Raw genomic sequence first — 24,598 nt, 5'->3', positions numbered from 1 at the left:
GCTTGCCGCAAAGTCGTGCCCCCCGTCTTGCCGCACGCCAGTAATCCACATGGAAACTTAATGCCCCTCGGGCGCATTTGCAGCGGCATGACACAGCCAGAACCGGCCGTCCAGATGGCCTCATCCGACTCCGACAATCCGCCGCGAGGCACCAGCCGCGCCGCGCTCACCCTCGGTGCGCTCGGCGTGGTGTTCGGCGATATCGGCACCAGCCCGCTCTATGCGCTGCAGGCCACGCTCGATCCGCGCTACCGGCTGACCACATCGATCACCGATCTTTACGGAATCGTCAGCCTGATCTTCTGGCTCTTCGTCTTCGTCGTCACGATCAAATATGTCTTCATCGTCATGCGCTGCGACAACAAGGGCGAAGGCGGCAGCCTTGCGCTCTATGCGCTGATCCACCGCCAGCTGGGCGAAAAGGCGCCCAAGCGCTGGCTGCTCACCGGCGCGCTGTTCGCCACCGCGTTGTTTTTCGCCGATGCGATGCTCACGCCCGCCATCTCGGTCATCTCCGCGGTCGAGGGTCTCGGCGTCGTCAGCTCTGCGTTCAAGCCGTGGATCGTGTGGATCGCGCTCGCCATCCTTACCGGCCTCTTTGCCATCCAGCGGCGCGGTACCGAGAACGTCGGCCGCCTGTTCGGCCCCATCATGCTGATCTACTTCGCGGTGATCGCGGCGATGGGCGGCTACCATATCGCCCAGCACCCTGCCGTGCTCACCGCGCTCAATCCGCTCTACATGGTAAGCTACTTTCAGGCCCACCCGCTGTTCTCGTTCCTCTCGCTGGGCGCCATCGTCTACGCGATCACCGGCACCGAGGCGCTCTATGCGGACATGGGCCATTTCGGCCGCATCCCGATCACCATGGCATGGCTCGTGATCTGCGTGCCGGCGCTCATGATCAACTACATGGGGCAGGCCGCGATGCTCATCCAGCACCCCGAATTCATCGACAATCCGTTCTTCCACATGGTCCCGCCCTCGCTCACCATCCCGTTGCTGGTGATCGCCACGCTCGCCACGATCATCGCCAGCCAGGCGGTCATCTCGGGCGCGTTCTCGGTCACCCAGCAGGCCGTCCAGCTCGGCTTCCTGCCGCGTCTGCGCATCCTCCACACGTCCTCGCACGCGCAGGGCCAGATCTATGTGCCCGCAATCAACTGGGCGCTCGCGTTCATGGTCGCCGTGCTTGTCATCGGCTTCCAGGCCTCCGCCGCGATGCTGCCCGCCTATGGCCTCGCCGTTGTCGGCACCATGCTGATCACCACCTTGATGCAATTTGTCGTCGTCTTCCGCATCTGGCACACCCCGCGCTGGCAGGGCGTGCTGGGCTTCGTCACGTTCGTCGCGGTCGATTCGGTGCTGCTCGCCTCGGGCCTTGCCAAGCTGTTCGAGGGCGCGTGGTTCCCGCTCCTCGTCGGCCTGATCATCTTCACCGTGCTCACCACCTGGTCGACCGGTCGCCGCCTGATGCGCGCCAGCATGCTGGAGGACAGCCTGCCCCTAGCCGTCTTCATCCAGTCGGTCGCCACCACGGTCCACCGCGTGCGCGGCACCGCGGTGTTTCTCTCCGCCTCGCCCGAAGCGCTGCCCGCTGCGCTCCTCCACAACCTCAAGCACAATCAGGTGCTTCACGAACGCGTCGTGCTGCTCACCGTGCAGGTGGAAGACGTGCCGCAGGTCAACTCCGCCCGCCGCGCGGAATTCCATGCCGAAGGCCACGGCTTCTACCGGGCCATCCTCCACTATGGCTTCATGGAAGATCCGGACATCCCGCGCGACCTTGCCGATGCCTGCACCGGCACCGACCTTGCCTTCGAGCCGCTCCACACCAGCTACTTCCTCAGCCGCCAGAAGCTCATCGCCTCCTGCGCTGTCCCCGGCATGGCGCTGTGGCGCGAACGCCTCTTCGCGTGGATGCTCAAGGTTTCCGAAAGCGCGATGGACTTCTTCAAGCTCCCCACCAACCGCGTGGTCGAACTGGGGAGTCAGCTGAGGATCTAGGCCCCCTCAGGCGAGCGGCGGCCTCCGCGAGAGGATGTCGCCGCTCACCGCCTCCCACGCCGCCGCTGCCGCCAGACACGCCGCATCCTCATGCACCGGCGCGGCGATCTGGAGCCCCATTGGCAAGCCCTGAGGCCCGAATCCCGCCGGCACCGCCACCACCGGACAGCCCGAAAGCGTAACGAGGCAGGTCGCCTTCATCCACTCGTGATAGGTCCGCATCTCCTGCCCGGCGATCGCCTTGGGGTAAGCCCATTCCGCCGGAAACGGGAACAGCTGCGAAGTCGGCATGACCCAGTAATCATAGCGCTGGAACAGCTTGTGCACCGCCCGGCTCCACCCGCTGCGCACCGTGCTCCACGCGTTCACGTCGAAGGCCGATAGCGCAAGGCCCCCCTCCACTTCCCACACCGCCGCCTCCTTCAGCAGCGCGCGCTTCGCCGGATCGCGATAGAGCGCCAGCAGATTGCCGCCCTGCTGCCAGTGCCGCAGTTTCACGAAGGCCTGCCACGCCTGCTCCACCGGGAAATCGGGCACGGCATCCTCCACCACCGCGCCCATCGCCTCGAACCGCGCGAGCGCCTTGCGGCAGGTCTCCAGCACCCCCGGCTCACAAGGCACCGCGCCGCCCAGATCGCCCGCCCAGCCGATGCGCTTGCCCTTCATCCCCTCGCCCTGCACGCTGCGGAAGACCTCGCCGCTGCCCTCCAGCATCATCGGCTTGCGCGCATCGTATCCCGCCTGCACCGAAAGCAGCAGCGCCAGATCGGCCACAGACCGCGCCATCGGCCCGGCCACCCCCATCGAGGTCAGCCAGTCATCTGGCCCATCCCCCGGCACGCGCCCAAGGCTTGGCCTCAGGCCGAACACGCTGTTCCACCCCGCCGGATTGCGGAGCGATCCGCCATAATCGCTGCCATCGGCCAGCGGGACCAGATCGAGCGCCAGCGCCACCGCCCCACCCCCGGTGCTCCCGCCTGCGGACCGCGTCAGGTCCCAGGGATTTCGCGTCGTCCCCCACACCGGATTGTAGGTATGGCTGCCAAGCCCGAACTCGGGCGAATTGGTCTTGCCGACAAAGACCACGCCCGCCCGCCGCAGCCGCTCCACCATCAGCCCATCGGCCTTCGCCACCTGATCGCGGAAGATCGGCGAACCCATGGTCCAGGGCAGCCCCGCCACCGCCGAAAGATCCTTCACCGCATGCGGCAGCCCGTGCAGCGCGCCGAGCGGCCCGCCCGCCTTGACCGCCATATCCGCCGCCGCTGCCTGCGCCATCAGCCCGGCGCGCTCCGGCATGCCGATGATCGCGTTCACCGCGGGATTGAGCCGTTCGATCCGGTCCAGAAAAGCCCCGGTCACTTCGGCGGACGACACCTCCCGCCCCGCGATCATCGCCGCCAGCCGGTGCGCGGCAAGCCCGGTGATCGGCCCCGCAGGCACCGGCGCAGCCCGCGCCTCCGCCAGAATGGCAGCAGAAGCGGCGCCAAGCGCCAGTGCGGACCGCCGTGTCAGGCGCGGGGTGTCGATCATCCCCGCATAGAACCGCCTCCCACACCCGATGGCAAGGGGCGCCGCTATTGCATTGCGCGCACCAGCCGGATGGTTACGCTGCGCCAAACCCAAACCGGAGAGCCGCCTGATGCCCCCCCGTTCGATCCTGGCCGCACTGCTCGCGGCGGGCCTTGCGCTCTCCCTTCCCGGCGGCGCCCTTGCGCAAGCCCCGCAGCGCTTCATCTCCGAAACCCCCGCAGCACGGGTCGATTACTGGCAGGTCCGCGCCGCCGATATCGCCCGCCAAGTCGCCGCGCCCGAAAGCCTGAAGTCCATCCGCCTCGTCTTCGTCGGCGATTCCATCACCGATTTCTGGCATCTCGACGCCAACCCCTGGTTCCCCGGCAAGTTCTGCGGGCGCGCGGTGTGGGATGAGACCTTCGGCGGTGCCAACCCTGCCTGGACCGCGCTCAATCTCGGCGTCTCGGGTGATCGGATCGAGCATGTGCTCCACCGCCTCCAGCCCGCGTCCGCCGGCGGCGAAGGCTGGCTCGACCGCGCCGACCTGCAGCCCGACCGGGTGTTCCTGCTGCTTGGGATCAACAATTCGTTCGATGCCGAAAAGCCTGCGGTGGAGAGCATTGTGCGCGGTGTCACCGCAACCGTAGCCCGGATCCGCGAGCGCAAGCCGTCCGCCCAGATCGTGGTGCAATCGCTGCTCCCCACCGACGATCCGGCCAAGAACCGCGAGCTCGTGCAGCCGGTCAATGCGGCGCTGGCGGCCATGGCGGAGAAGGGCGCCAACATGCGCTACCTCGATCTCTACCCCGGCTTCGTGGACGAAACCGGGGCCCAGCGCCGCGAACTGTTCAACGACAGCCTGCACCCCAGCCAGGCCGGCTACCGCGTCTGGCGCGATCGCATCGTGGCCTTCCTGCGCGCGGGCTAGCGCGCGCTCGCCCCCTTTTCACCGCTTGCCCTCGCCCCTGCGCCCCCGCTACCGTCTGGCTGGCAAGCAACAGGAAATTCCATGCCCGGCGGACTAGCAGCCCTTCTCGACGACATCGCCACCATCGCAAAGATCGCCGCCGCCTCGCTCGATGATGTCGGCGCGGCGGCGGGCAAAGCGGCGGTCAAGTCCGCCGGCGTGGTGGTCGATGATACCGCCGTCACCCCGCGCTATGTCACCGGCTTCACCGCAGACCGCGAACTGCCGATCATCTGGCGCATCGCGCGCGGATCGCTGTTCAACAAGCTGGCCGTGATCACCCCGGTCATCCTCGCGCTCTCGGTGCTGCTGCCATGGGCGATCACCCCCATCCTGATGGCGGGCGGCGCGTTCCTGTGCTTCGAAGGCGCGGAAAAGGTGATCCACGCGCTCACCCACAAGGAAGACCTCGCCGCCGAGGCTGAGGAACTCGTCGAGCCCGGCCATGAAGAAACCATGGTCAAGGGCGCGATCCGCACAGATTTCATCCTTTCGGGCGAGATCATGGTCATCGCGCTCAATGAAGTCGCTGCCGAGGGGCTGCCCTTGCGCGCCGCTGCGCTGGTGATCGTGGCCATCGCGATCACCGCCATGGTCTACGGGGTCGTCGGGCTGATCGTGAAGATGGACGATATCGGTCTCAATCTCGCCAAGCGCAGATACGGGGCAACCCGCGCGCTGGGCCGCGCACTGGTGCAGGCCATGCCCAAGGTCCTCACCGCGCTCGCCACCATCGGCACGGCCGCCATGCTATGGGTCGGCGGCCAGATCATCGTCCATTCCGCTGGCGCCCACCCCGCCGAATGGGTCGGCCTGCACGAAGGCGCGGCCGCCTGGCTGGCAGACGTCGCCATCTGCGGCCTCATCGGGCTCGCGCTCGGCAGTGTCATCGTCGGCGCGGTGCACCTTGTGAAGGGCGCAAAGGCGGGCTGAGGTAAAGCGCGGCCCGGCCGAAATGCGAGAAGGAGGCGTGCGCCTTACAGTCGCGAGGTCAAGCGGGTTGCAGCCTTCGCCAGCAGTTGAAACTTTAACACGTCATCATTGCGCTTGGTTTTGCTGACAACTCTCATCGCTCGTCAGAACAAGTCCCATCTCCTGGCTCCAAATCCATCAACGCGATAGACGCGAAATTTCCATCTATAGCTTGCATCCCGATATCCAATGGCAATTGCATATCCATTTATATCGTAAACGACCGCTGCCCCCGCCGAAAAGGACATGGTTCTACGATGTCTTCTTGCCAACCTTGAAGCGCCCTCGGCGCGATCACGGTCAGCGGAAGTGGTGGCTGCAGGAACGGCATTGCCTGCACCGTAAGCAACGTGGCTTACCCCGATATCATCGACAACAAGGCGGCAGCCCGTAAACTTGGAAGTGAGGATATACTGCGCTTCACTTTTCTCGATCGCTTCCCAGGTTGCTTCGGTGATCGCGCCTTTGCCGGGCTCACCAGACCATGGCAGCCAATAGACTGTCGCCTCACTTCGAACACCACCCGCAGGCGCCTCGTTCTTTGTATAAATTCTTGTCTGATTGCCGTTCGTAACAGCAATCATCTGTTGCTTCCCACGGTGAGCACTCTGCTGATTCTGAGCGTTGCCAAGCGCGCCATCCAGATCGAGATCCATGGTGGTTACGCCGCTAAAGCTGCCCAAGTCGTTCCAGAATGCCATAAAACCTCCTGCATGCAGAGCTTCGAATCTGCCACGGGACTAATACCTATCACAATGAATGCAGATTCTCCCAAATAGTTTTGGATTACAAATGGATCGTTAACTCGCATCCCGATCGATATTTGCTGTGTGAGATCAATGGCAGCACTTCAAGCGTCCGCCCGGCTACCGCCTGCCCGGCGCACAAAACCCGTCATGGCCCTCGCCGTCGGGATCTCGGGCCAGAACGCCGCAGCCCTCAAAAACTCAATCCCAGCCCAGCGCCTTCTTCTGCTGGCGCGCGACGCGGGTCGGCGCACTCTCGATCATCACCCGGGTCACAAAGTGCCCCTGCGCCACGCCGCCATGATAGTAGCTCCAGTCGTCAATCGCACCCGGCGGAATTTCGACCTCGTCTCCCTCGGCAAACCCCTCGCTCACCGGCCGATTGCGCAGCCTGCCGAAGATGCGCCCATCGCGCCGCACGATATCGCCGGCCCAGATCGATTCGTTGTATGGGCTGTCCCTGCCATGGAGCAAATTGAACTTCAGCGCGAAGTCATCATCATCCGGATTAAGCGCCTCAAGCGCCGTCCAGAATGACGGCAAGGCCGCCTGCGCCTGCCGCTTGGCGGCAAGCAGGCGCGGATCGTTCCGGTCAAACGCAACCCCCACGGTCGGCGCCCGGAACCGGTACAGGCAATAGACGACAAGCGCGGCAATCGCGCAGCCCAGAATGGCAGACATGACCCGCTCCGCTGCGCGAGCAAACCGCTCCAGTTCCTGTCAGGCGAGGTTGCCCGCGATCTCACCGGATCTGGCAAGCTGGATCGGCTTCATCGATGCAGGCGGGCTGGTCATCAGCGGCCGCCGCACCGCAACGCACTGCGCCTTCGGAATGGCCTTGATGTTGACCTGATCGCTCTGGTTTCCGCCCAGCCCGACAAAGTGGGTGGCCGTCTCGCCGATGTAGAAGTTCACATGGCCGCCGCCCGGCCGCTTGTAGGCCAGCACGTCGCCCAGCGACGGCTTGCGCCCATCTACGCCGGAAAGTTTGCCATCAGTGCCGCGCCGCGCGACCGGATCACCGAACTTGGCCCAGTTGAGCGCCCAGAGCGGATCATCGACCACGGCCTTTCCAGCCTTGAAGGCAACGTAGGCGGCGAAAAGCCCGCACCAGGGCACGCCGTCATCCGAATAGCCGGAAATCTTGACCCCATTCTGATTCAGCGTGTCACGCCATGAAAGAATAGTCTTGCTGCTCCCCGTTCCGATCACTTCTGCAGTGCCGTAAAGCGGAATGGCTTCCTGCAGAACCCTCGGCAGTACGCCGATATTCTTGAGCCAGGAGTATTCATTTGGAAAATTTTGCGGAAACATGACACCCCCTTCCAATACAATTGTTCACTTGATGATCATGGAAGCGATTTCAGGTGTCAATTGCAATATAGTTCCACGCCGGATGATCTACGATAAATCCAAAGTTACTATCATTCCTTAAGAGGATGTTAAGTATACTAGACTTGAGCGAACGCATGAAAGTGCGCTCCGCCACCGGAGTCATCCCCCGAAATTTCAATTCGCACCGCGCCTGTCGCCCAGCGAGAACAGCTGCCACGAATGCTCCGCCGTCCCCGAGAGAAGCGATTTGAGCAGGAAATTTCAGGCCAATTATACAAATGGAAATTCCGCCAATAGATAGATTTTGATTCTGCCTTGCGGGACATATCAAAACAAATAAATCAAAATCACACAATGGCGAGAAGTAAAACGAGCCAATTTGGAGGCAATTGTTATTCACAACCCTTGTGAGCGTGCGCAGACGGCCACTACACTCGCCCGACCGTTGTTTCTTGTCGAGGTTATCAGAATGAAAATCGCCTGCTGCAGTCTGATCGCGCTTGCGCTGAGTGCATCTCCTGCCTCGGCCGATACCTCGTGGTGGGGATGCCACAGCGGCGGGGAAGACTATGCCAATTGCGGGAAAAGCGTCTGCAATGTCGGCCAGAACATGACCTTCCGCATTGAGCGGGGAAGCGATTCCGCAGTGGTCTCCGTTTACGATTATCAGGATCAGGATACCGGCGGATTCGGGCCTTATGCACGGCCTACGGCCAGTCGGGCCCATAGACTATTTCCGAACGGCCATCTTGCGCTCGACAATGCGCTTTATAAATAACAGACGCGTCTGTTATTTATAAAGCGCTGTCCTACAGCCATGCCCTTGCGGCATGATCCCCAAATGCCCCGCGAATCAGCCATTCCTGCCCCGAAGCGGCGTTGCGAAAGCGCTGCACCGGGGTTGAAAGTTTCCGCTCAGGACAGTGTCAACCGTGTCAACTTGTCCCGCACCAAGACTGCCTAGCTGCGCACCAGCCGCCCTGGCCGCGCGCCGGTATCGGCATCGTTCTCGCGGATCATCACGCCGTTGCAGAACGTGGCCCTGTAGCCCTTGACCGGCTGCATCAGCCGCGTGCCACCTGCCGGCAGATCGTGGTGGGCCACGTGGGGGGAAACCGTCAGCCCCGCGTAGTCGATCACGTTGATGTCCGCGCGCTTGCCTGGCTGCAGCAGCCCGCGGTCCTTGAAACCGTAGAGCGCGGCATTGCGCGCGGTCTGCTTGTGGACGAGGAATTCCAGCGGCAGCACCGGGCCGCTCTTGCGGTCGCGGGTCCAGTAGCTGAGCTGGGTCGTCGGCATCGTCGCATCGCAGATCAGCGTGACATGCGCGCCCGCATCGCTGAGCCCGGTCACCGTATCCGGATGGCGCAGCATTTCCTCCAGCACGGCAAGGCTCTTTGGCTGGTTATCGCGCGTCAGCGCCTGAAAGCTGCGGCCCTCGTCCTCCAGCATCACGTCGTAAAGATACTCCAGCGCATCGCGCCCCTCGGCCTTCGCCCTCGCGCCGATCGAGGCGGACTTTTCGGCCTCCAGATTGATCGGCTCGGTCAGCGGATAGAGGCTCGCAGCGCCCCGGCGGAACAGGCCGTAAACGTTCTGCATCGAACCCGGCGCCTCATGCGGCACATCGCGCTCCGAAAGGATCTGCTCCTTGATGGCCGGATCACGCATCGCCTGCACCCGTTCGGCCAGCGGCAAATGCGCGAGCTTCTCGAGGTAAGTCGGCCGCCGCATGAAGGCGTGATAGCTGCTGAGGCCGTGGATGAACCCGATGATCCGCGAGGGCACCTGCGGAAACAGATGCGCGCCGCCTTCGTTGGCTTCACGGCAGCGGTCCAGCATCTGGCGCCACAGATCGGGCGCGTATTCGCGGATTTCCACCAGCGTGAAGGTCAGCGGCCGCCCGCTTTCCTCCGAGATGCGGCGGAACAGCTCCAGCTCCGCCAGCGGCTCGCTGCGTTCCCCGCCAAGCGCTTCCAGCTTGCCGACCGTGCCCGCCGGAATCGCCTCGATCACCCCTTTGCCGAGCTTCTTGAACCGGCGGGCAATGGCGAGCAGTTCTTCCTCCGGCGCGAAAGTCCCCGGCACCGGTTCCCCCCACAGCGCGCGGTGGCCGATGGTGCGCGAAGTGGAAAAGCCCACTGCGCCCGCCGCCACCGCTTCCTCGACGAGATCGGCCATCCGTTCGATTTCGTCCGGCGTCGCATCCTCGTTGGTCCGCCCGCGCTCGCCCATCGCGTAATACCGCACCGCGCCGTGCGCGATCTGCGCGCCCACGTCGATCGCGTAGTGGCGCGAGGCGATGTAATCCATGTATTCGGGGAAACTCTCCCAACGCCCCCACTCGATCCCTTCGTAGAGCGCGGTGCCGGGGATGTCCTCCACCCCCTCCATCAGCTCGATCAGTTCCTTCTCCTGCCCGGGGCGCACCGGTGCGAAGCCCACGCCGCAGTTACCCATCACCACCGTCGTCACGCCGTTGTGCGAGGAGGGCGCGAGCTCATCATCCCAGCTGACCTGGCCATCATAGTGCGTGTGGATGTCCACCCAGCCGGGCGTGACGATATGGCCTTCGGCATCGATTTCGCGCGCCGCCGCGCCGGAGATCCGGGCGCCAATTTCGGTGATCACACCGTCCTTGAACGCAAGGTCGCCAATGAACGGCGCGGCGCCCGAACCATCGACGATCTTGCCGCCGCGGATAATCACGTCGTGCATCAGGCTCTCTCCTCGAACACCATTTGCACCAAGGCTAGGGCAAGGCGCCGCGCGGCGCCCCCCACAAAAGTCTCAGCGCACCACCTCGCCACCCTTCATCACGTGGGCCACTTTCTGCAGCACGGTGATATCGGCAGTGGGATCGCCCGGCACCGCGATCATGTCGGCAAAATGCCCGGCCGAAAGCGCGCCGACGTCCTTGCTCCAGCCCATCAGTTCCGCCGCGCTGGTGGTGGCAGACTGGATCGCCTGCATCGGAGTCATCCCGTAGCGCACCATATAGGCAAACTGGCGCGCGTTCTCGCCGTGCGGATAGACCCCGGCGTCGGTGCCGAACGAGAGCTTCACGCCCGCCTTGACTGCCTTGCGGAAGGCCAGGCGCTGCGCCTCGGTCGTCTCGTCGTTCTTGCGCAGGTAGTTCTCTGGCCAGTGCTCCTTGCGCCCGACATCGGCGATGTAGTCACCGTTGTAGATATCCATGTCGAGCCAGACACCCTTGGCCTTGGCGAGCGCGATGCCTTCATCATCGATCAGGCTGGCGTGTTCGATCGCGCGCACCCCGGCGCGGATCGCGGCCTTGATCCCGGCCGCGCCGTGGGCATGGGCAGTAACCCACGACTTGCGTGTGGCGGCAACTTCGACCGCTGCGCGCATCTCGTCCTCGGTCAGTTCCTGCTGGCCGGCCTCGGTGCCGCTCGCCAGCACCGCGCCGGTGGCGATGAGCTTGATCGAGTCCGCGCCGTGCTGGAACAAGTAGTTGACCTTGGCCCGCGCGTCCGCCGCATCGGTGATTACGCCGGCACGCATATCCTCCGGAATGCGCACCTCGGGCGAGAAGCCGGTCACTTCCCCGCCGCCGCCGGGCACGGTGACATAGGCGCCGACGGCCTGCATGCGCGGCCCGATCACATCGCCGCGATTGATCGCCTCGCGCAGTTCGACATCGGCGAAGGCGCGGAAAGACCCGACATCGTGCACCGTGGTGAAGCCCGCCATCAGCGTGGTGCGGGCATTGCGCGCGCCGATATAGGCGATCTCCATCGGCGAATGGAGCAGCGGTTCCGCCACGTTGGCGGTCTGCCCGGTGTCGGCCAGGTGGACGTGACAATCGATGAGGCCCGGCAGGACGGTGAAGGCAGACCAATCAACCACCTTCGCGCCCTTCGGTGCGGGGCCATCGGGCAGCACCGCAGCCACGCGGCCATCCTCCACCCGCAGCAGACGCGCGCCCAGCACTGCACCGGCTTCCGGATCAACGAGGTGCCCGGCCCGGACATAGAGCGTTTCGGCATGGACAGGTGTGGCGGCAGGGGCAGTGGCGGCAAGGCCGATTGCGGCGGCGAGAAGTACACGGATCATGCACGGTATCCTGCCCCATCCGCACCGACTTGGCGAGTGCTCAGGACGCCGGGTTGTACTTCGCGAGGAAGGCTTCGAGCTTGTCGAGCCAGAGCTGCTGGTTGGCATCGCTCGAGAACCCGTGGCCTTCCCCCTTCATCGTGACAAACTCATAGGATTTGCCAGCCTTGGCCAGGGCATCCGCATAGAGCTTCGATTGCTTGTAGGGCACGCGCTGGTCCGCATCGCCATGCACGATCAGCAGCGGCACCTTGAGCTTGTCGATCGCATAGAGCGGCGAGACGGTGGTGAGGTCGAACGTTTCGTCACCCTGCACCGTCTTGCGCCAATCCTTGCGGTACCGCTTCGAGATCTTGAACGTGATCTGGTACTTGAGCTGCCGCTTGAGGTCGGAAATCCCCGCAAAGCTGGCCGCGCAGCGATAGCGCTCCGGATTGCGCACCGCACCCCACAGCGCAGCGTAGCCACCGTAGGAGCTGCCAACGATGCACACCCGCTTGGGATCGATCGTGCCCTGCTTTGCCAGCCAGTCCATCCCGTCGTCGAGATCGTCCTGCATGGCGCGGCCCCACTGGCCCTCGCCCTTTTCGTAGAACGCCTTGCCATAGCCGCCCGAGCCGCGAAATTCGGGCTGCAGCACCGCATACCCCCGGTTGGCGAGGAACTGCACGTCGACATCGAAGGTGCCATCATCGCGCACATCATAGGGCCCGCCGTGCGGCAGGATGACCAGCGGAAGGTTCTTCGCCTTGCGGCCTTTCGGCAGGGTGAGGTAGGCGGGAACAGCGAGCCCGTCGCGCGTCTTGTAGGACGTGTAGCGCGTCGGGCTGAGTTGCGAGGGCTTCAGCTTCTCGTTGGCCTGCGCGAAGAGCTGCATGATCCCGGCGGCCTGATCGAACACATAATAGCGGCCCGGATCGTTGGACCCGCCGATGTGCACGAGCATGCGGGCGCGATCCCGCGAGTAGCTGACAATGGTCGCCATGCGGTCGCCCACCGCGCCGGTCACGGCCTGGTCGATGGCGTCCTGCACTTTGGCAAGTTCGGCATCGAACCAGTGCGCGCGCGGGCGATCATCGGTGAACCAGGCGGCATAGAGATTGGCACCATCGAACTGCGTATCGAAATCGTCGATATCGACGCCCGGCGCCTCGAACACCATCTCACCGCGCTTGCGCGTCGCGAAGTTGAAGCGCCACAGCGCGTAGCGGCCGGTCGCCTCGTTGAGCATGATCCGGTAGCCATCGTCGCTGCCCTGGTAGATGCGGAACGCATCGAACCCGGCCTCGTCATCATCGTTGCCGGCGCGCACCACGGTGCGGAAGCCCTCGCCGTCCTTGGCGCGGTAGATCATCTTCCAGCTGCTGTCGCCGAAGACGAAGCCCGCGCGCACCACGCCCTTGTCATCGGCGTACCAGTCCCACAGCCCGTCACGCGGGGCCACGACCTGCTTTGCCTTGTTCGTGGCGAGATCGATCGTGGAAGCGCTCGGGTAGTCGTAGATGGTCTGCTGGAAGGCAAGGAGGATCGACTTGCCTTCGGGATCGACCCAGAGCACGTCATCGCCGATCAGGCCTTCGGTCTTGCCGCCGATAAAGCGCTGTTCGCTCGTCGCGACATCGTAGACGACGAGCCGCGTCTGCCAGGCATCGTCGCCTTCCCAGTCGACAGTCTTGCCCACGCTGAACAGCACCCGGCCATTGCCGGCCCAGCGGAACCAGTTGAAATCGAGCGAGGCACCAGGATTGAGGAGCTTCGTCTCACCGGTCTCGGGCGTGAAGAAGCCCAGCAGCTTCTGCCCCTTCATCGTGACATAGGCCGCGATCCGCTTGCCATCCGGCGAAAGGCGCGGGGAGGAAAGGAACGGCAGCGCCGAAAGGATCGCGGTCGGGATCTTCTCCGGTGGGCCAGCCTGAACCTTTGCTACGGCAGGCGCGGCTGCGGATGTGGGAGCAGGTGCGGCAGTGGGGGGATCGGCAGCAAATGCCGAAACGGGCGCCAGTGCCGCCGTTATGGCGAACAGCGCGCGCGCCGCACGCAGCCCCAACCTGCCGTAACCCGATACCTTTTTCATGACGCCCCCGCGTACCTGCATCGAAGCGGGAGGCTAGGCTGAGTGCGCGGGAGGCTCAAGCCCGGACAGGGTCCAAACTGGCGGGACGGCTTGTTTCGTCAGACCTCTGCGGCACCCATACGTGCTTCAAGATCCGCCAGATCGGGCGCGGCGCGCTGCGCCGCCGTGCGGACTTGCGCCAGTTCGCCGGCGAGTTCGCGCTGCAAGGCCGCGCGCCGTTCAAGCCGGGCGGCATTGCTGAACGCGAGCCCAGGCCGCTTGGAATACGTGCTGAACAGCGCCCCGTCCGCCACTTCGGCAATCCGCGCCGGATCGGCCTGCCGGCCAAGCCGGGGAGCCAACGCAGCAAGCGTGGCGGCGGGATCCGCATAGAACCGTTCGGCATCGAGCGTGCAGGCCTGCGGCAGCGCGGCGAGCGTGGCGGCGAAGGCGCGCATCTGCCACAGCCAGAGCGCGGCGAGGCACTCCGCATCGTTCGCCCCTGGCGCCACACCCGCAAACCGCGCCGCGATATCGCGCACCCAGCCGCGATGCTGCGGACTACGCAGGACCGCGAGCGCATAGTCATCAAGGCCGAGGTAGAGCAGGACTGCGGGCGCAGCCGGATCGGCGGCGGCAATGGCTGGCAGCAGCGCATTGACCGGGACGTTCGCCTTGATCAGCGTCGGCTCGACCCCGCCATAACGCCGGGAAAGCATGGCAAGCACCAGCCCCAGCCGCTCCGCATCAGGCGCAAAGGCCAGCTGGCGCAGCGCCATCGGTTCACGCAGCACGAGGCCGGGCGAGATCGCCTCCAGCGCGCGCGCCAGCAGGGTGGAGCCGCAGTGTGCGACATGAAAGATCCACGCGGTGGTGCGCGGTGGTGGCGCTACCTCGGCCAGCCGTGCCGCGCCGACCCGTGCCGCGCCGTCTCGCGCCGGAGAAATCCGCGCATCAAGAAAGATCGAGCGTGCATAGGCCGCCCGGTCCATCGGCACGATCACCGCGTCCGCCCCTTCGAAGGAATGGAGAAAGTGATCGGGCGTGGCGGCAATTTCGGCAGGTGTCAGCGGCATGGTGCGAGCATAGCGGGAATTGTCCGGAGCCGCACGCCCCTCCCGCTTGCGGGAGGGGTCGAGGGTGGGTTAGGCCGCAGGAGCCATGGCCCAGATCGATCCCCCCGCGCCCGGACGCCCCTATGCGGTGCTGACGCCGACCGGCTCGGAGACGCTCGGCGCGATCGAACCGGCGCGAGTAGAGGCCGTCTACAAGGCGCATGGCGCGCTGCTGCTGCGTGGCTTCGGGGCCGATCTTGACGCTTTCCGCCGCTTCGCTCGCAGCCTTTGCGCCACTGCCGTGATCAACGAAACGCCGGGCCGCGCGGTGCTGGATGCGGCGCAGGCCATCCAGGGCGTGGATGGCGGGACGAATGCCTTCGCGCTCCACCCGGAACTCGCGCGGGAGCCGTGGAAACCCGATGCCGCACTGTTCGGCTGCCTCAGCCCGCCGGGCGCCGGGGGTGAGACCACGCTGTGCGACGGCATCGCGCTCGCCGCCGCGCTGCCGGCGCATGTGCGCAGCGGACTGGAAGGCCGACGGCTCGTACACGTGATGGGCGTCTGGCCCGCATTGCTGCGCTTCTGGTTCGGCACCGAAACACCCGGCGATGCAGATCTGGCAAATCCGCCGCAGCCCCTGCCCTATCGCTTCTTCCGCATGCCCGATCGCCGCATCGCGCGCGAGTTTTCAAGGCCTGCGCTGCACCGCCCGATGTTCGCCGAAGGCCCGGCTTTCGGGAATTTCCTGCTCTTCGCGCGGTTCAACAACGGGCGCGGCAACTTCCCGCTGCTTGATGATCTGACCCCGGTGCCGGAAGACTGGCTGCAGGCAATAAAGGCGACCGGCGAGGCGCTGACCGCCGAAGTGCGCTGGCAGGCGGGCGACGTGCTGGTGCTCGACAACACCCGCTTCCTGCATGGACGGCGCGCGATCATCGACGCGGCCGAGCGGACCATCGCGACCTTCTTCGGCTATGTGCGCTTCGCCGTCCCCGATGCCGAGGAAATGGCAAATGCGCTGTGGCGGCAGGGAGATTTCAGGCCTCCGCTGCCGCCGCTTTAGCGATAGCCGGTCAGGCCGCTTCGGCCTTGCGTTCGGCGCGCTCGGCGTTGAGCGCATCGGCCAGCAGGAACGCAAGCTCGATCGACTGCGCCGCATTGAGGCGCGGGTCGCAGTGGGTGTGGTAGCGATCCGCCAGCCCCTCCTGCGTGATCGCAATCGCACCGCCGGTGCATTCGGTGACGTCCTGTCCGGTCATCTCGATGTGGATGCCGCCGGCATGGGTGCCCTCGGCGCGGTGGACGGCGAAGAAGCCCTTCACTTCGCTGAGGATGCGGTCGAACGGACGCGTCTTGTAGCCATTGTCCGCCTTGATCACGTTGCCGTGCATCGGATCGCACGACCACACCACCGGGTGTCCTTCGCGCGCCACGGCGCGGACGAGCGCGGGGAGCCCCGCTTCGACCTTGTCGTGCCCGAACCGGCTGATCAGCGTCATCCGGCCCGGCTCGCGGCCCGGGTTCAGCGTATCGAGCATGCGCAGCAGCGCGTCGGGCGTCAGGCTCGGCCCGCACTTCATGCCGATGGGGTTGCCCACACCGCGCAGGAACTCGACATGCGCCGAGCCTTCGAAGCGCGTGCGATCACCGATCCACAGCATGTGCGCGCTGGTGTCGTACCACTGGCCGGTGAGCGAATCCTGCCGCGTCATCGCCTGCTCGTATTGCAGCAGCAGTGCTTCGTGGCTGGTATAGAACGTGGTGCCCTGCAGCTGCGGCACGGTGCTGGGGTTGACCCCGCAGGCCTCCATGAAATCGAGCGCTTCGCCGATCTTGTCGGCCATTTCGCTGAACTTGGACGCCCACGGGCTCTTGCCGATATGGTCGAGCGTCCACTGGTGGACCTGCCGCAGATTGGCATAGCCGCCGGTGGAGAACGCGCGCAGCAGATTGAGCGTGGCGGCGGCCTGCGAATAGGCGCGCAGCATGCGATCAGGATCGGGGATGCGGCTTTCGGGTGTGAAATCGATGCCGTTGATATTGTCGCCCAGATAGCTCGGCAGCTCGACACCGCCGATGCTCTCGACCGGCGAGGAGCGCGGCTTGGCGAACTGGCCGGCCATGCGGCCCACCTTCACAACCGGCTGCTTGCCGGCGAAAGTCAGCACCACCGCCATCTGCAGCAGCACGCGGAAGGTGTCGCGGATGTTGTTCGGGTGGAACTCGGCAAAGCTCTCGGCGCAGTCCCCGCCCTGGAGCAGAAAACCCTTGCCGGCAGCGACTTGCGCAAGATCAGCCTTCAGCGCGCGCGCCTCGCCCGCGAAGACCAGCGGGGGAAACCGGGTCAGCGTTTCCTCGACCGCGGCGAGCTTCGCCGCATCGGGGTAGGTGGGCAGATGCTTTGCTTCTGCGCCTCGCCAGCTGTTCGCATTCCAGTTGCTTGCCACGGTACTCGCTTTCCTCAAGGACGCGCGCGTTTAGCGGTACCGTAGCGGAAATGCAAAGGTTTGGCGGCGGCGCCCTAGTTCGCTTCCATCAGGTGGCGCTGGAAGTAGACCATCTCGAGCGCGGTGGTCATTGCGCTTTCCTTGAGATTGGCCCCGGCGCCATGCCCGCCTGCCGTCGTCTCATAGTAGAGGTAGGGCAGGCCATACTCCTTCATCCGCGCGGCAAACTTGCGCGCCTGCACCGGGCCGACACGGTCGTCCTTGGTCGTCGTCCAGATCAGCGTCTCGGGGTAGGGCGCGCCGCGCTTGAGGTTCGAATAGGGCGAGGTTTTCAGCCAGAACGCCTTCTCGTCAGGGTTTGCCATGGCGCCATATTCGCCGACCCACGAGGCACCGGCGGAGAGCTTTTCATAGCGCAGCATGTCGAGCAGCGGGATCTGGATGCTGACTGCGCCGAACAGCTCGGGCCGCTGGGTGAGTTCTACGCCCATCAGCAGCCCGCCGTTCGAGCCGCCGTAGATGCCGAGCTTTTGCGGGCTGGTGATCTTGCGGGCCGTGAGGTCTTCGGCAACAGCGGCGAAATCGTCGTAGATCACCTGACGCTTGGTCTTGAGCCCCGCCTCGTGCCACGCCGGGCCAAATTCGCCGCCGCCACGGATGTTTGCCACCACGAAGGCACCGCCGCGCTCAAGCCAGAGCTTGCCGGTTACCCCGCTGTAGTGGGGCGTGTAGGAGACCTGGAAGCCGCCGTAGGCCGTCATCAGCGTGGGCGTCGCGCCCGTCAGCGGCATATCGGCACGGTGGGTGATGAAATAGGGGACCTTCGCCCCGTCCTTCGAAGTCGCCTCGAACTGTTCGGTTACCATCCCATCGGCTGCGAAGCGCGCCGGGGTCTGCTTGATCTGGACCGCAGCGCCGCTGGCAACATCGACCTTCCAGAGCGCTGTGGGCAGAAGGTAGCTCTGCACCGAGACATAGGCGGTGTTGGAAGCGTGGTCGCTGGAAACCATGCTCACCGCCGCGTTGTCGGGCAAGGGCAGCACGCTCTGCTGCCAGCCGCCCGCGCTGCGGGTGAAGCGCATCGCCCGCCCGCGCACGTTGTCATAGACCGCCGCCAGCACATGGTCGCGGGTTACCGAAACTTCGTCCGCATCGACCGACTGGCGCGGGCCCGGTGCGAAGATCAGTTCCGGCGCGGCCTTGCCTTCGGGATCGACTGCGACGAGCGCGCCGGCAGTGATCGGCTGGCCGCCCTTCGGCATCCAGTCTTCGTTGACCTGAAAGATCAGGCGGCCCTGCAGCAGGCCCTTGACCGTGCTCTTGCGCGGCACCGCAATGGGCGTGGTGCCCTGCGCCGTGACGCGGACAAACTCCGCCTCGAAGAAGGTGATCCCGCGCGTGATGACCACTTCGGTATGGCCTGCGCCATCGGTGAAGCTCGCCGGAATGACGAACACATCGTCCGGCTTGCCGCGAAACACCTCGGTCGCCGCTGTCAGTGGTGCGCCGCGCTGGACCCGCTTGACCACGAAGGGATAACCGCTGGCGGTCATCGTGCCCGCACCCCAATCGCGTGCGGCGATCAGGCTGTCCGGCGTTTCCCAGCTGACCCACTGCTTCGATTTGGGCAGCATGAACCCGCCGGAAACGAAGCTGCGGCTGACGAGATCGAACTCGCGCAGGGTATTGGCGTCCTCGCCGCCATCGGAGAGCGCGACGAGGCAGCGCTTTTCGGAACTGAGTTCGCAGTCCGCGCCAGCCCAGACCCAGTTGGCCTTCTCCGCTGCCGACAGCGCATCGAGATCGAGCAGCGTCTGCCACGCGGGCTCCGGCTTCTCGTACTCAGTCGGCGTGGTCATGCGCCACAAGCCGTGGACGTGGGCGGCATCCTGCCAGAGATTGGCGATCTGCCCGCCGATAAGGCGCGGCATGGCGATCCGGTCGGTCGCCTCGGCAATCTTGAGCGCATCGGCATAGAAGCCGGCAAAATGCGGATCGGCCTTGAGCACCGCCAGCGAACGCGCGTTCTCCGCCTCGACCCAGGCCATGGCGCGCGGGGAACTGACCTCTTCGAGCCAGATATAGGGATCACTCGGCTCAGCCACGGTTTGCGCCAGCGCCGGATGTGCCGAGGCTGACAAGGCCAAGGCCGCGAGAAGGGCGAGACGCCGCATGAGAATACTCCCTGAAGATCATGGCATTGAACCTATCGGCGCCTGCCACGCGGTTCAAGGCAGCCTTGGAGCAAGGTCCGCTAGTCCCAATGTTCCAAGTCCGCGCCCGAGACGCTGACCCAAGGGTGCATGCGCGTCTCGAACACCGAGAAGCGCGGCGGCGGGAAAGTCGGGTCGGCAAAGGCGCCGACGGGCACGGCGGTGAGATCGGGCATGGAGGCCGAGACGAAGGTTACCGTCGCCCCGCAGGTCGGGCAGAACCGGAAGGTCGCGGGCTTGCCGCTTTCGCCGATGCGCACCCATTCGTGGAATGCGCCGCTGAGCTCGACCTGATCCAGCGGCCAGCGCGCCTGCACTGCAAATGCGCTGCCGCTGCGCTTCTGGCATTCAAGGCAGTGGCAGACCGAGACGCGCACCGGTTCGCCCGTGCAGGTCGCGGTCAGCCCGCCGCACCGGCACGTGGCGATGCGCCGGGTCATTTGCCCGGCACGACCCTGAGCCGCCACGCCTTGCCCGGCACCAGATAGCGCTTGGCCAGCGTCTGCAGTCGCTCCGGCGCAATCGCGCTGTAGTCCGAGAGGATCGAGCGGATCTGGGTGAACTTGTCCGGATCGAGCGCGCCGCCTTCGAGCTGATACATGTAGAACCCGTTGCCGGTGCTGGCACGGGTGATGAGCTGCTTCATCGGCTCGGTCACGCGTGCGATCTCGTCCGGTGTTGCGGGTGCAGCGGCCAGATCGGCGGCAATCTTGTCGGTCGCACCGAAGAAAGCCGGGAGATCGCCGGGGCGCAGCTGGCTCATCGCCGCGAGGTAGCCGCCCGAGGGCAGATCGAGCGGCCAGTTGGAGGATACCTGCGGCGCATAGCTTGCCCCGATCTTCTCGCGCATCGCATCGAACAGACGGTTGTTGAAGACCTGCGCGAGGAGTTCGAGCTGGCGCGATTCGTGGACGCCCGCGTTGCCGCCGCCGGTGGGCCAGGCCACGAGCGCTGCCGCCGTGTTGGCATCGCCATGGTGGTTGAGCGTCAGCGGATCGCCGACCGGTTCGGGCACCTTGGGCGCAAAACCGGTCGCAGGCAGCGGATCGCGCGCGGGCAGCGCACCAAACGTGCGCTCGAGCGCGGCCACGGTCTCGTCGCGGTTGAAATCGCCGAAGATATCGACCTCGATCGGCCCCTGCTTGAGGAGCGCCGACCAGACACGGCGGAACCCATCGGGGTTCGCCCGCGCGATTTCCGCCGGATTGGGCACGGCATAGCGCGGATCGCCATCCTTGAGCAGCCAGCCCACATCGCGCCCAAGCACCGAGGAGGCTGAGGCATTGGTCGATTCATAAGCCAGCCGCGCGGCGGCCTGCGCGCGGATCACCGGATTGGCCTCCCAGCGCGGCATCGCCAGCTTGGCCGCAAAAAGGTAGAGCTGGTCGGCCAGGTCTGCGGGCCGCGTATCGGCCGAGAACTTGAAGGTCGTATCGTCGATATCGAAATCGAGGCTGAGCTTGCGACCCGTCGCCAGCCGGTCGAGATCCTCGCGCCCGACAGTGCCGAAGCCGCTGTCCATCAGCGCCGTTTCGCCCAGCGAGGCGTAGACCGCATCCTTGGGATCAATCACCGCATAGCCGCCGCCGAAGTGAACGCGCACGATCACCCGGCCCGGTTCGGCCTCGTTCGACCAGAGCAGCGCCTTCACTCCGTTCGAAAGCTCGATCCGCTCGATTCCGAGCAGGCCGGTGCCTTCGGCGTTGGCGAGCTTGCCGGGCTGGCCGATCGGCGGCAGATCCTTGAAGCTCAAGGAACTGGCGGCAAGGCGGCTGCCCGAAGACGGCGCCACCGGCGCCTGCAACGCGGCGCGCAAGTCCGCTTCGGTGCCATCGGTAGCGTTGGGGGTGATCAGCACGGGGCGGATCACGGTTCCCTTGAACAAAGCCCGGGTATGATCGAGCACTGCTGCCGGGGTAAACAGCGGGATCGACGAGCGGAAGATGCTGTAGACCGTATCGGGATTGGCCACCGTCTCGCGAATGTCGACCGCATCGGTGATGTCGTCGGCCAGCTTCGATCCGGCGAGCGTCTCCTGCGTTTCCACCGGCACCTTGAAGGCCACGTCGAACTCGGCCACCTCGCGGGCGATTTCCTCTTCGGTCGGCGGCGTCGCCAGCGCATCGGCGATAACTGCGCGGACATCTTTGACCGCGGCCTTCCAGTCGTCGGTCAGCGGGGTCACCGTCACCAGCGTGGCGTCGGCGGAGCGGCTGATGCGCTGCTGCTCGACCGAGGCAGCGAGGAAGCTGCCCCCAGCGCGCGCCCGGCCTTCGAGCCGGCGATTGATGATCGCGATGCCGAGCCGGTCGATCATCAGGCCCTGATTGTAGACGATCGTATCCTGCACTTTGTGCCACGGCCGCAGCACGGCATAATTGAATACGCGCGGCAGATCGGGCTCAACCATGACTTTGGCATCGCCCACCGGATTTGCGGGATCACCGCCGACGGGCGGCTTGGGCGCGCCGAAATCAGGGAGCGGCGGGCGCTTGCCCTTGGCAAAGCTAGCGCCCTTCCAGGTGCCGAACCACTGCTGGATGCGAGCGATCAGCGCCTCCGGATCAGCATCGCCGGCGACAACGATGACCGCATTGTCAGGCCGGTACCACGCATCGTGGAACGCCTTGACCTTGGCCGGCGTTGCCGCGTTCAACGTTTCCTCGGTCCCGATGGGCGAACGGCTGCCGAGCGGCTGGCCTGCGAAGAAAATGGCGCGCGTGCCATCGAGGATGCGCGTCTGCGGGCCCGAACGCTCGCGCATTTCGGCAAGCACGATCGGCACTTCGGTCTTCACGCCCACATCGGTGAAGATCGGCGCGGTGATCATGCCGGAAAGCAGGCGGAACGTCTCGTCGAGCTTGGCGGGGGAAACGTCGGGAATGTCGAGCTTGTAGACTGTTTGCGTCGGGCTCGTCTCGGCATTGGTATCGCTGCCGAATGTGGCGCCGAGCCGCTGCCAGGCGGGGATCGCCTCACCCGCCTTGAGGTATTTCGAATCGCGGAAGGTCAGGTGCTCGATCAGGTGCGCATAGCCGCGCTGCGGATCGGTTTCATAAAGCGAGCCCGCATCGATCAGCATGCGCACCGAAACCTGGCCCGGCGGCACGCCGTTGCGGCGCACGGCATAGCGCAGGCCATTGGGGAGGACACCGAAGATCCACGCCTTGTCCTGCGGCACATCGCTGCCGCGATAGAGCCAGGGGCCTGAACCGCTTGCCGTCTTGGGGGCCGCTACCGCCGGCTTGGCCGGTGCTTTGGCAAGGACCGGTGAGGGTGATCCGAGCAAGCCGACAAGAACGGCGGAAACGACGGGAGCGAGAGCGCGGGGCGAACGCAGAGCGAACCGGTACAGAAAAGCCATATCCGCTGTATAGGGCGGCAAGAAATGAAGGACCAGTGAATTGGTCCCTCACCCCCTGCAGCGTTCAGATCACTTCTTCGGCTTTGCCGGAGCCGGGGCCGGTGCCGGTGCCGGTGCCGCCGCATCCGCGCCCTGCGACGGCTGGGCCGCCTGCTTCTGCGCTTCGGCACGCATCGCCGCGATTTCGGCTTCGGTCTTGAAATCGACCAGCTCGACCTGGAAGACGAGGTCGGCATTCGCCGGGATCGGCCCGGCAGCCTTTTCGCCATAACCCAGCGCCGCCGGGATGCAGAAACGCCAGACGCTGCCCTTGTTCATCAACTGGAGGCCTTCGGAAAAGCCCTTGATTACGCCGCCAGCGGGGAAGGCCTGGCTGACGTTCTGGTCGAACACGGTGCCATCGGCGGCGAGGTAGCCGATGTAGTTGACGAGCACATAGTCGGACGCACCGGGCTTTGCGCCAGCCGCATCGCGTAGCATGCGGGTGCCGAGGCCCGAGGCCGTCTTGGCGCTGCACACGCGCTGCGCGGCCGGAACCACCGGGTTGAGCGGCACCGGCAGGATTTCGGACGAAGGGGCAGGCGCGGGCGCCGCGGCAGGCTTGGCGGCCTGGGCGTGCGCAGATGCAGACAGGGCAGCGCAGGCCGCGAGTGACAGGGTAAGGGCGATTCGGCGAAGGCCGTAGTGCGTGGTGCTCATGCGCGGGCTCTTAAACTAGCGTTGTGACACCTGCCAGCGCAGAACAATAGCCTCCGCCCCTCCTCTTCGCGCGCCTGCCCTACGCATTTGCGCATAGGTTAGTGCAAAGCGGCCGGTGGCACCTGCCCTGGTATCGTCCCCGTTATGGCTATCAGTGGCGATTACTCCTCACCGGTCACTGTCAACGGTTTCGTCTGCCGCAATTGCAGCGACGTCGACCGCGCCAAGCGCCACATCGATCCGGCCGATCCGGCGGCAGGGCCCTTCGGCGTCAACGGCAGCCACAAGCCCGGCAAAGCATCTGGGCCGGCCAACCACTTCTCCGCCGAAGCTCGCAACGCCGAGCGGCTGCAAGCGCTCTACCGCGAGCGGCGGACTGCGCCGGTTTCCCCCGTGGCCGCCGCTTATGCCGGGGCCGCGCCCGCGCCGGACGGTTCGCTGGTCTCGCGCAGCGCCTGAAGAACCGGCCCATTGGGCCCCCTGACCCCTTGACCCCTCGCCCGCGCGGCCTACATGCTGAGACATGTTTATTGAAACCGAAACCACCCCGAACCCCGCCACGCTGAAGTTTCTTCCGGGCGAGATCGTCATGGCCACCGGCACGCGCGAGTTCACCTCGCCCGAGGCGGCAGCGGCATCTCCGCTGGCAGAGGCGCTCTTCTCGATGGGCGATGTGACAGGCGTGCTCTATGGGCGCGACTTCATCGCGGTGACGATCGCGCCGGGCGCCGAATGGGCGCCGCTCAAGCCGCAAGTGCTTGCCCTGCTGCTCGATCATTTCGTGGCGCAGGCGCCGCTGTTCACCTCGGCCGGCGCGGACTTCGTGGTTCCCGGCGAGGCGGAGGATGACGCGCACTACGGCGATGATCCGGCCGACGCCGAGATCGTCGAGCAGATCAAGGACCTGATCGAAACCCGCGTGCGCCCGGCCGTGGCGAACGATGGCGGCGACATCATCTATCGCGGCTTCCGCGAAGGCGTGGTCTACCTCAAGATGCAGGGCGCCTGCTCGGGCTGCCCCTCGTCCACCGCCACGCTCAAGCACGGGATTGAATCGCTGCTCAAGCACTACGTGCCCGAAGTCAGCGAAGTCCGCGCCGCCTGACCTCGATCCCCCGAAGGCCCGATCCTCCGAAGGTTTACCC

Annotated in this window: 20 protein-coding genes; 7 read left to right on the top strand and 13 right to left on the bottom strand. The window is 65.4% G+C overall.

The window, feature by feature from the left end; genetic code table 11:
- The first annotated feature begins 87 nt into the window (after window positions 1–87).
- Window positions 88–2,007 (top strand): potassium transporter Kup, encoded by a 1,920-nt coding sequence (locus ACO06X_RS16325; RefSeq protein ID WP_421837261.1) that lies wholly within the window; start codon window positions 88–90, stop codon window positions 2,005–2,007.
- A 6-nt stretch (window positions 2,008–2,013) separates the two neighbouring features.
- On the opposite strand, the gene ACO06X_RS16320 is transcribed toward ACO06X_RS16325, so the two are convergent.
- A complete protein-coding gene (locus ACO06X_RS16320; protein ID WP_421837260.1) occupies window positions 2,014–3,540 on the bottom strand; it encodes an amidase in 1,527 nt (508 codons plus the stop codon).
- Between the two features lie 109 nt (window positions 3,541–3,649).
- Here ACO06X_RS16320 and ACO06X_RS16315 point away from each other — a divergent pair, with 109 nt between their 5' ends.
- Window positions 3,650–4,450, top strand: coding sequence for a GDSL-type esterase/lipase family protein (locus ACO06X_RS16315; protein WP_421837259.1), 801 nt, complete (start codon window positions 3,650–3,652; stop codon window positions 4,448–4,450).
- Window positions 4,451–4,531: 81 nt separating this feature from the next.
- Entirely contained in the window at window positions 4,532–5,422 is an 891-nt protein-coding gene (locus tag ACO06X_RS16310) for a DUF808 domain-containing protein (protein WP_421837258.1), read from the top strand.
- A gap of 143 nt (window positions 5,423–5,565) precedes the next feature.
- On the opposite strand, the gene ACO06X_RS16305 is transcribed toward ACO06X_RS16310, so the two are convergent.
- From ACO06X_RS16305 to ACO06X_RS16295, 3 genes are all read right to left on the bottom strand, one after another.
- A complete protein-coding gene (locus ACO06X_RS16305) occupies window positions 5,566–6,162 on the bottom strand; it encodes a hypothetical protein (protein ID WP_421837257.1) in 597 nt (198 codons plus the stop codon).
- A 246-nt stretch (window positions 6,163–6,408) separates the two neighbouring features.
- Window positions 6,409–6,888, bottom strand: coding sequence for a DUF2314 domain-containing protein (locus tag ACO06X_RS16300; protein ID WP_421837256.1), 480 nt, complete (start codon window positions 6,886–6,888; stop codon window positions 6,409–6,411).
- Window positions 6,889–6,927: 39 nt separating this feature from the next.
- Window positions 6,928–7,521 (bottom strand): TIGR02594 family protein, encoded by a 594-nt coding sequence (locus ACO06X_RS16295; RefSeq protein ID WP_421837255.1) that lies wholly within the window; start codon window positions 7,519–7,521, stop codon window positions 6,928–6,930.
- Window positions 7,522–8,011: 490 nt separating this feature from the next.
- Here ACO06X_RS16295 and ACO06X_RS16290 point away from each other — a divergent pair, with 490 nt between their 5' ends.
- Window positions 8,012–8,320 (top strand): hypothetical protein, encoded by a 309-nt coding sequence (locus tag ACO06X_RS16290; protein ID WP_421837254.1) that lies wholly within the window; start codon window positions 8,012–8,014, stop codon window positions 8,318–8,320.
- A gap of 182 nt (window positions 8,321–8,502) precedes the next feature.
- Here ACO06X_RS16290 and ACO06X_RS16285 read toward each other — a convergent pair whose 3' ends face one another.
- From ACO06X_RS16285 to ACO06X_RS16270, 4 genes are all read right to left on the bottom strand, one after another.
- Window positions 8,503–10,260, bottom strand: a complete 1,758-nt coding sequence (locus tag ACO06X_RS16285) for an N-acyl-D-amino-acid deacylase family protein (RefSeq protein ID WP_421837253.1) — start codon at window positions 10,258–10,260, stop codon at window positions 8,503–8,505.
- Window positions 10,261–10,332: 72 nt separating this feature from the next.
- Window positions 10,333–11,619: an amidohydrolase family protein gene (locus ACO06X_RS16280; RefSeq protein WP_421837252.1), complete on the bottom strand. Its 1,287-nt coding sequence runs from the start codon at window positions 11,617–11,619 to the stop codon at window positions 10,333–10,335.
- A gap of 40 nt (window positions 11,620–11,659) precedes the next feature.
- Window positions 11,660–13,693: an alpha/beta hydrolase family protein gene (locus ACO06X_RS16275; RefSeq protein ID WP_421837251.1), complete on the bottom strand. Its 2,034-nt coding sequence runs from the start codon at window positions 13,691–13,693 to the stop codon at window positions 11,660–11,662.
- A gap of 98 nt (window positions 13,694–13,791) precedes the next feature.
- Window positions 13,792–14,748 carry a hypothetical protein gene (locus ACO06X_RS16270; RefSeq protein ID WP_421837250.1) on the bottom strand — a complete coding sequence of 319 codons (957 nt, stop codon included), beginning with the start codon at window positions 14,746–14,748 and terminating at the stop codon, window positions 13,792–13,794.
- Window positions 14,749–14,833: 85 nt separating this feature from the next.
- On the opposite strand from ACO06X_RS16270, the gene ACO06X_RS16265 reads away from it, so the two are divergent.
- A complete protein-coding gene (locus ACO06X_RS16265; RefSeq protein WP_421837249.1) occupies window positions 14,834–15,793 on the top strand; it encodes a TauD/TfdA family dioxygenase in 960 nt (319 codons plus the stop codon).
- Window positions 15,794–15,803: 10 nt separating this feature from the next.
- On the opposite strand, the gene ACO06X_RS16260 is transcribed toward ACO06X_RS16265, so the two are convergent.
- The 5 genes from ACO06X_RS16260 to ACO06X_RS16240 form a co-directional block, all read right to left on the bottom strand.
- Window positions 15,804–17,177 carry a class II 3-deoxy-7-phosphoheptulonate synthase gene (locus ACO06X_RS16260; protein ID WP_421837248.1) on the bottom strand — a complete coding sequence of 458 codons (1,374 nt, stop codon included), beginning with the start codon at window positions 17,175–17,177 and terminating at the stop codon, window positions 15,804–15,806.
- A gap of 74 nt (window positions 17,178–17,251) precedes the next feature.
- Window positions 17,252–19,351: a prolyl oligopeptidase family serine peptidase gene (locus ACO06X_RS16255; RefSeq protein ID WP_421837247.1), complete on the bottom strand. Its 2,100-nt coding sequence runs from the start codon at window positions 19,349–19,351 to the stop codon at window positions 17,252–17,254.
- 80 nt (window positions 19,352–19,431) lie between these two features.
- The gene (locus ACO06X_RS16250; RefSeq protein WP_421837246.1) at window positions 19,432–19,830 is read right to left on the bottom strand and encodes a GFA family protein; all 399 of its coding nucleotides are present in this window, start codon (window positions 19,828–19,830) and stop codon (window positions 19,432–19,434) included.
- Window positions 19,827–22,754, bottom strand: a complete 2,928-nt coding sequence (locus tag ACO06X_RS16245; protein ID WP_421837245.1) for a M16 family metallopeptidase — start codon at window positions 22,752–22,754, stop codon at window positions 19,827–19,829. Before ACO06X_RS16245 ends, ACO06X_RS16250 begins: the two co-directional genes overlap by 4 nt.
- Window positions 22,755–22,823: 69 nt before the next feature.
- Window positions 22,824–23,453 carry an FKBP-type peptidyl-prolyl cis-trans isomerase gene (locus ACO06X_RS16240; RefSeq protein ID WP_421837244.1) on the bottom strand — a complete coding sequence of 210 codons (630 nt, stop codon included), beginning with the start codon at window positions 23,451–23,453 and terminating at the stop codon, window positions 22,824–22,826.
- Window positions 23,454–23,597: 144 nt separating this feature from the next.
- Between ACO06X_RS16240 and ACO06X_RS16235 the strand changes: the two genes are divergently transcribed.
- Together ACO06X_RS16235 and ACO06X_RS16230 are read left to right on the top strand one after the other, a co-directional pair.
- Window positions 23,598–23,912, top strand: coding sequence for a hypothetical protein (locus tag ACO06X_RS16235; protein WP_421837243.1), 315 nt, complete (start codon window positions 23,598–23,600; stop codon window positions 23,910–23,912).
- Window positions 23,913–23,976: 64 nt separating this feature from the next.
- On the top strand, window positions 23,977–24,558 hold the full coding sequence (locus ACO06X_RS16230; protein WP_421837242.1) for a NifU family protein: 582 nt from the start codon (window positions 23,977–23,979) through the stop codon (window positions 24,556–24,558).
- Window positions 24,559–24,598 lie beyond the last annotated feature (40 nt).

It is taken from the genome of Novosphingobium sp. (assembly GCF_965229225.1).
GTDB lineage: Bacteria > Pseudomonadota > Alphaproteobacteria > Sphingomonadales > Sphingomonadaceae > Novosphingobium.
The sequence above is the reverse complement of the archived record's forward strand: the minus strand, read 5'-3'. Positions and strand labels throughout refer to the sequence as shown.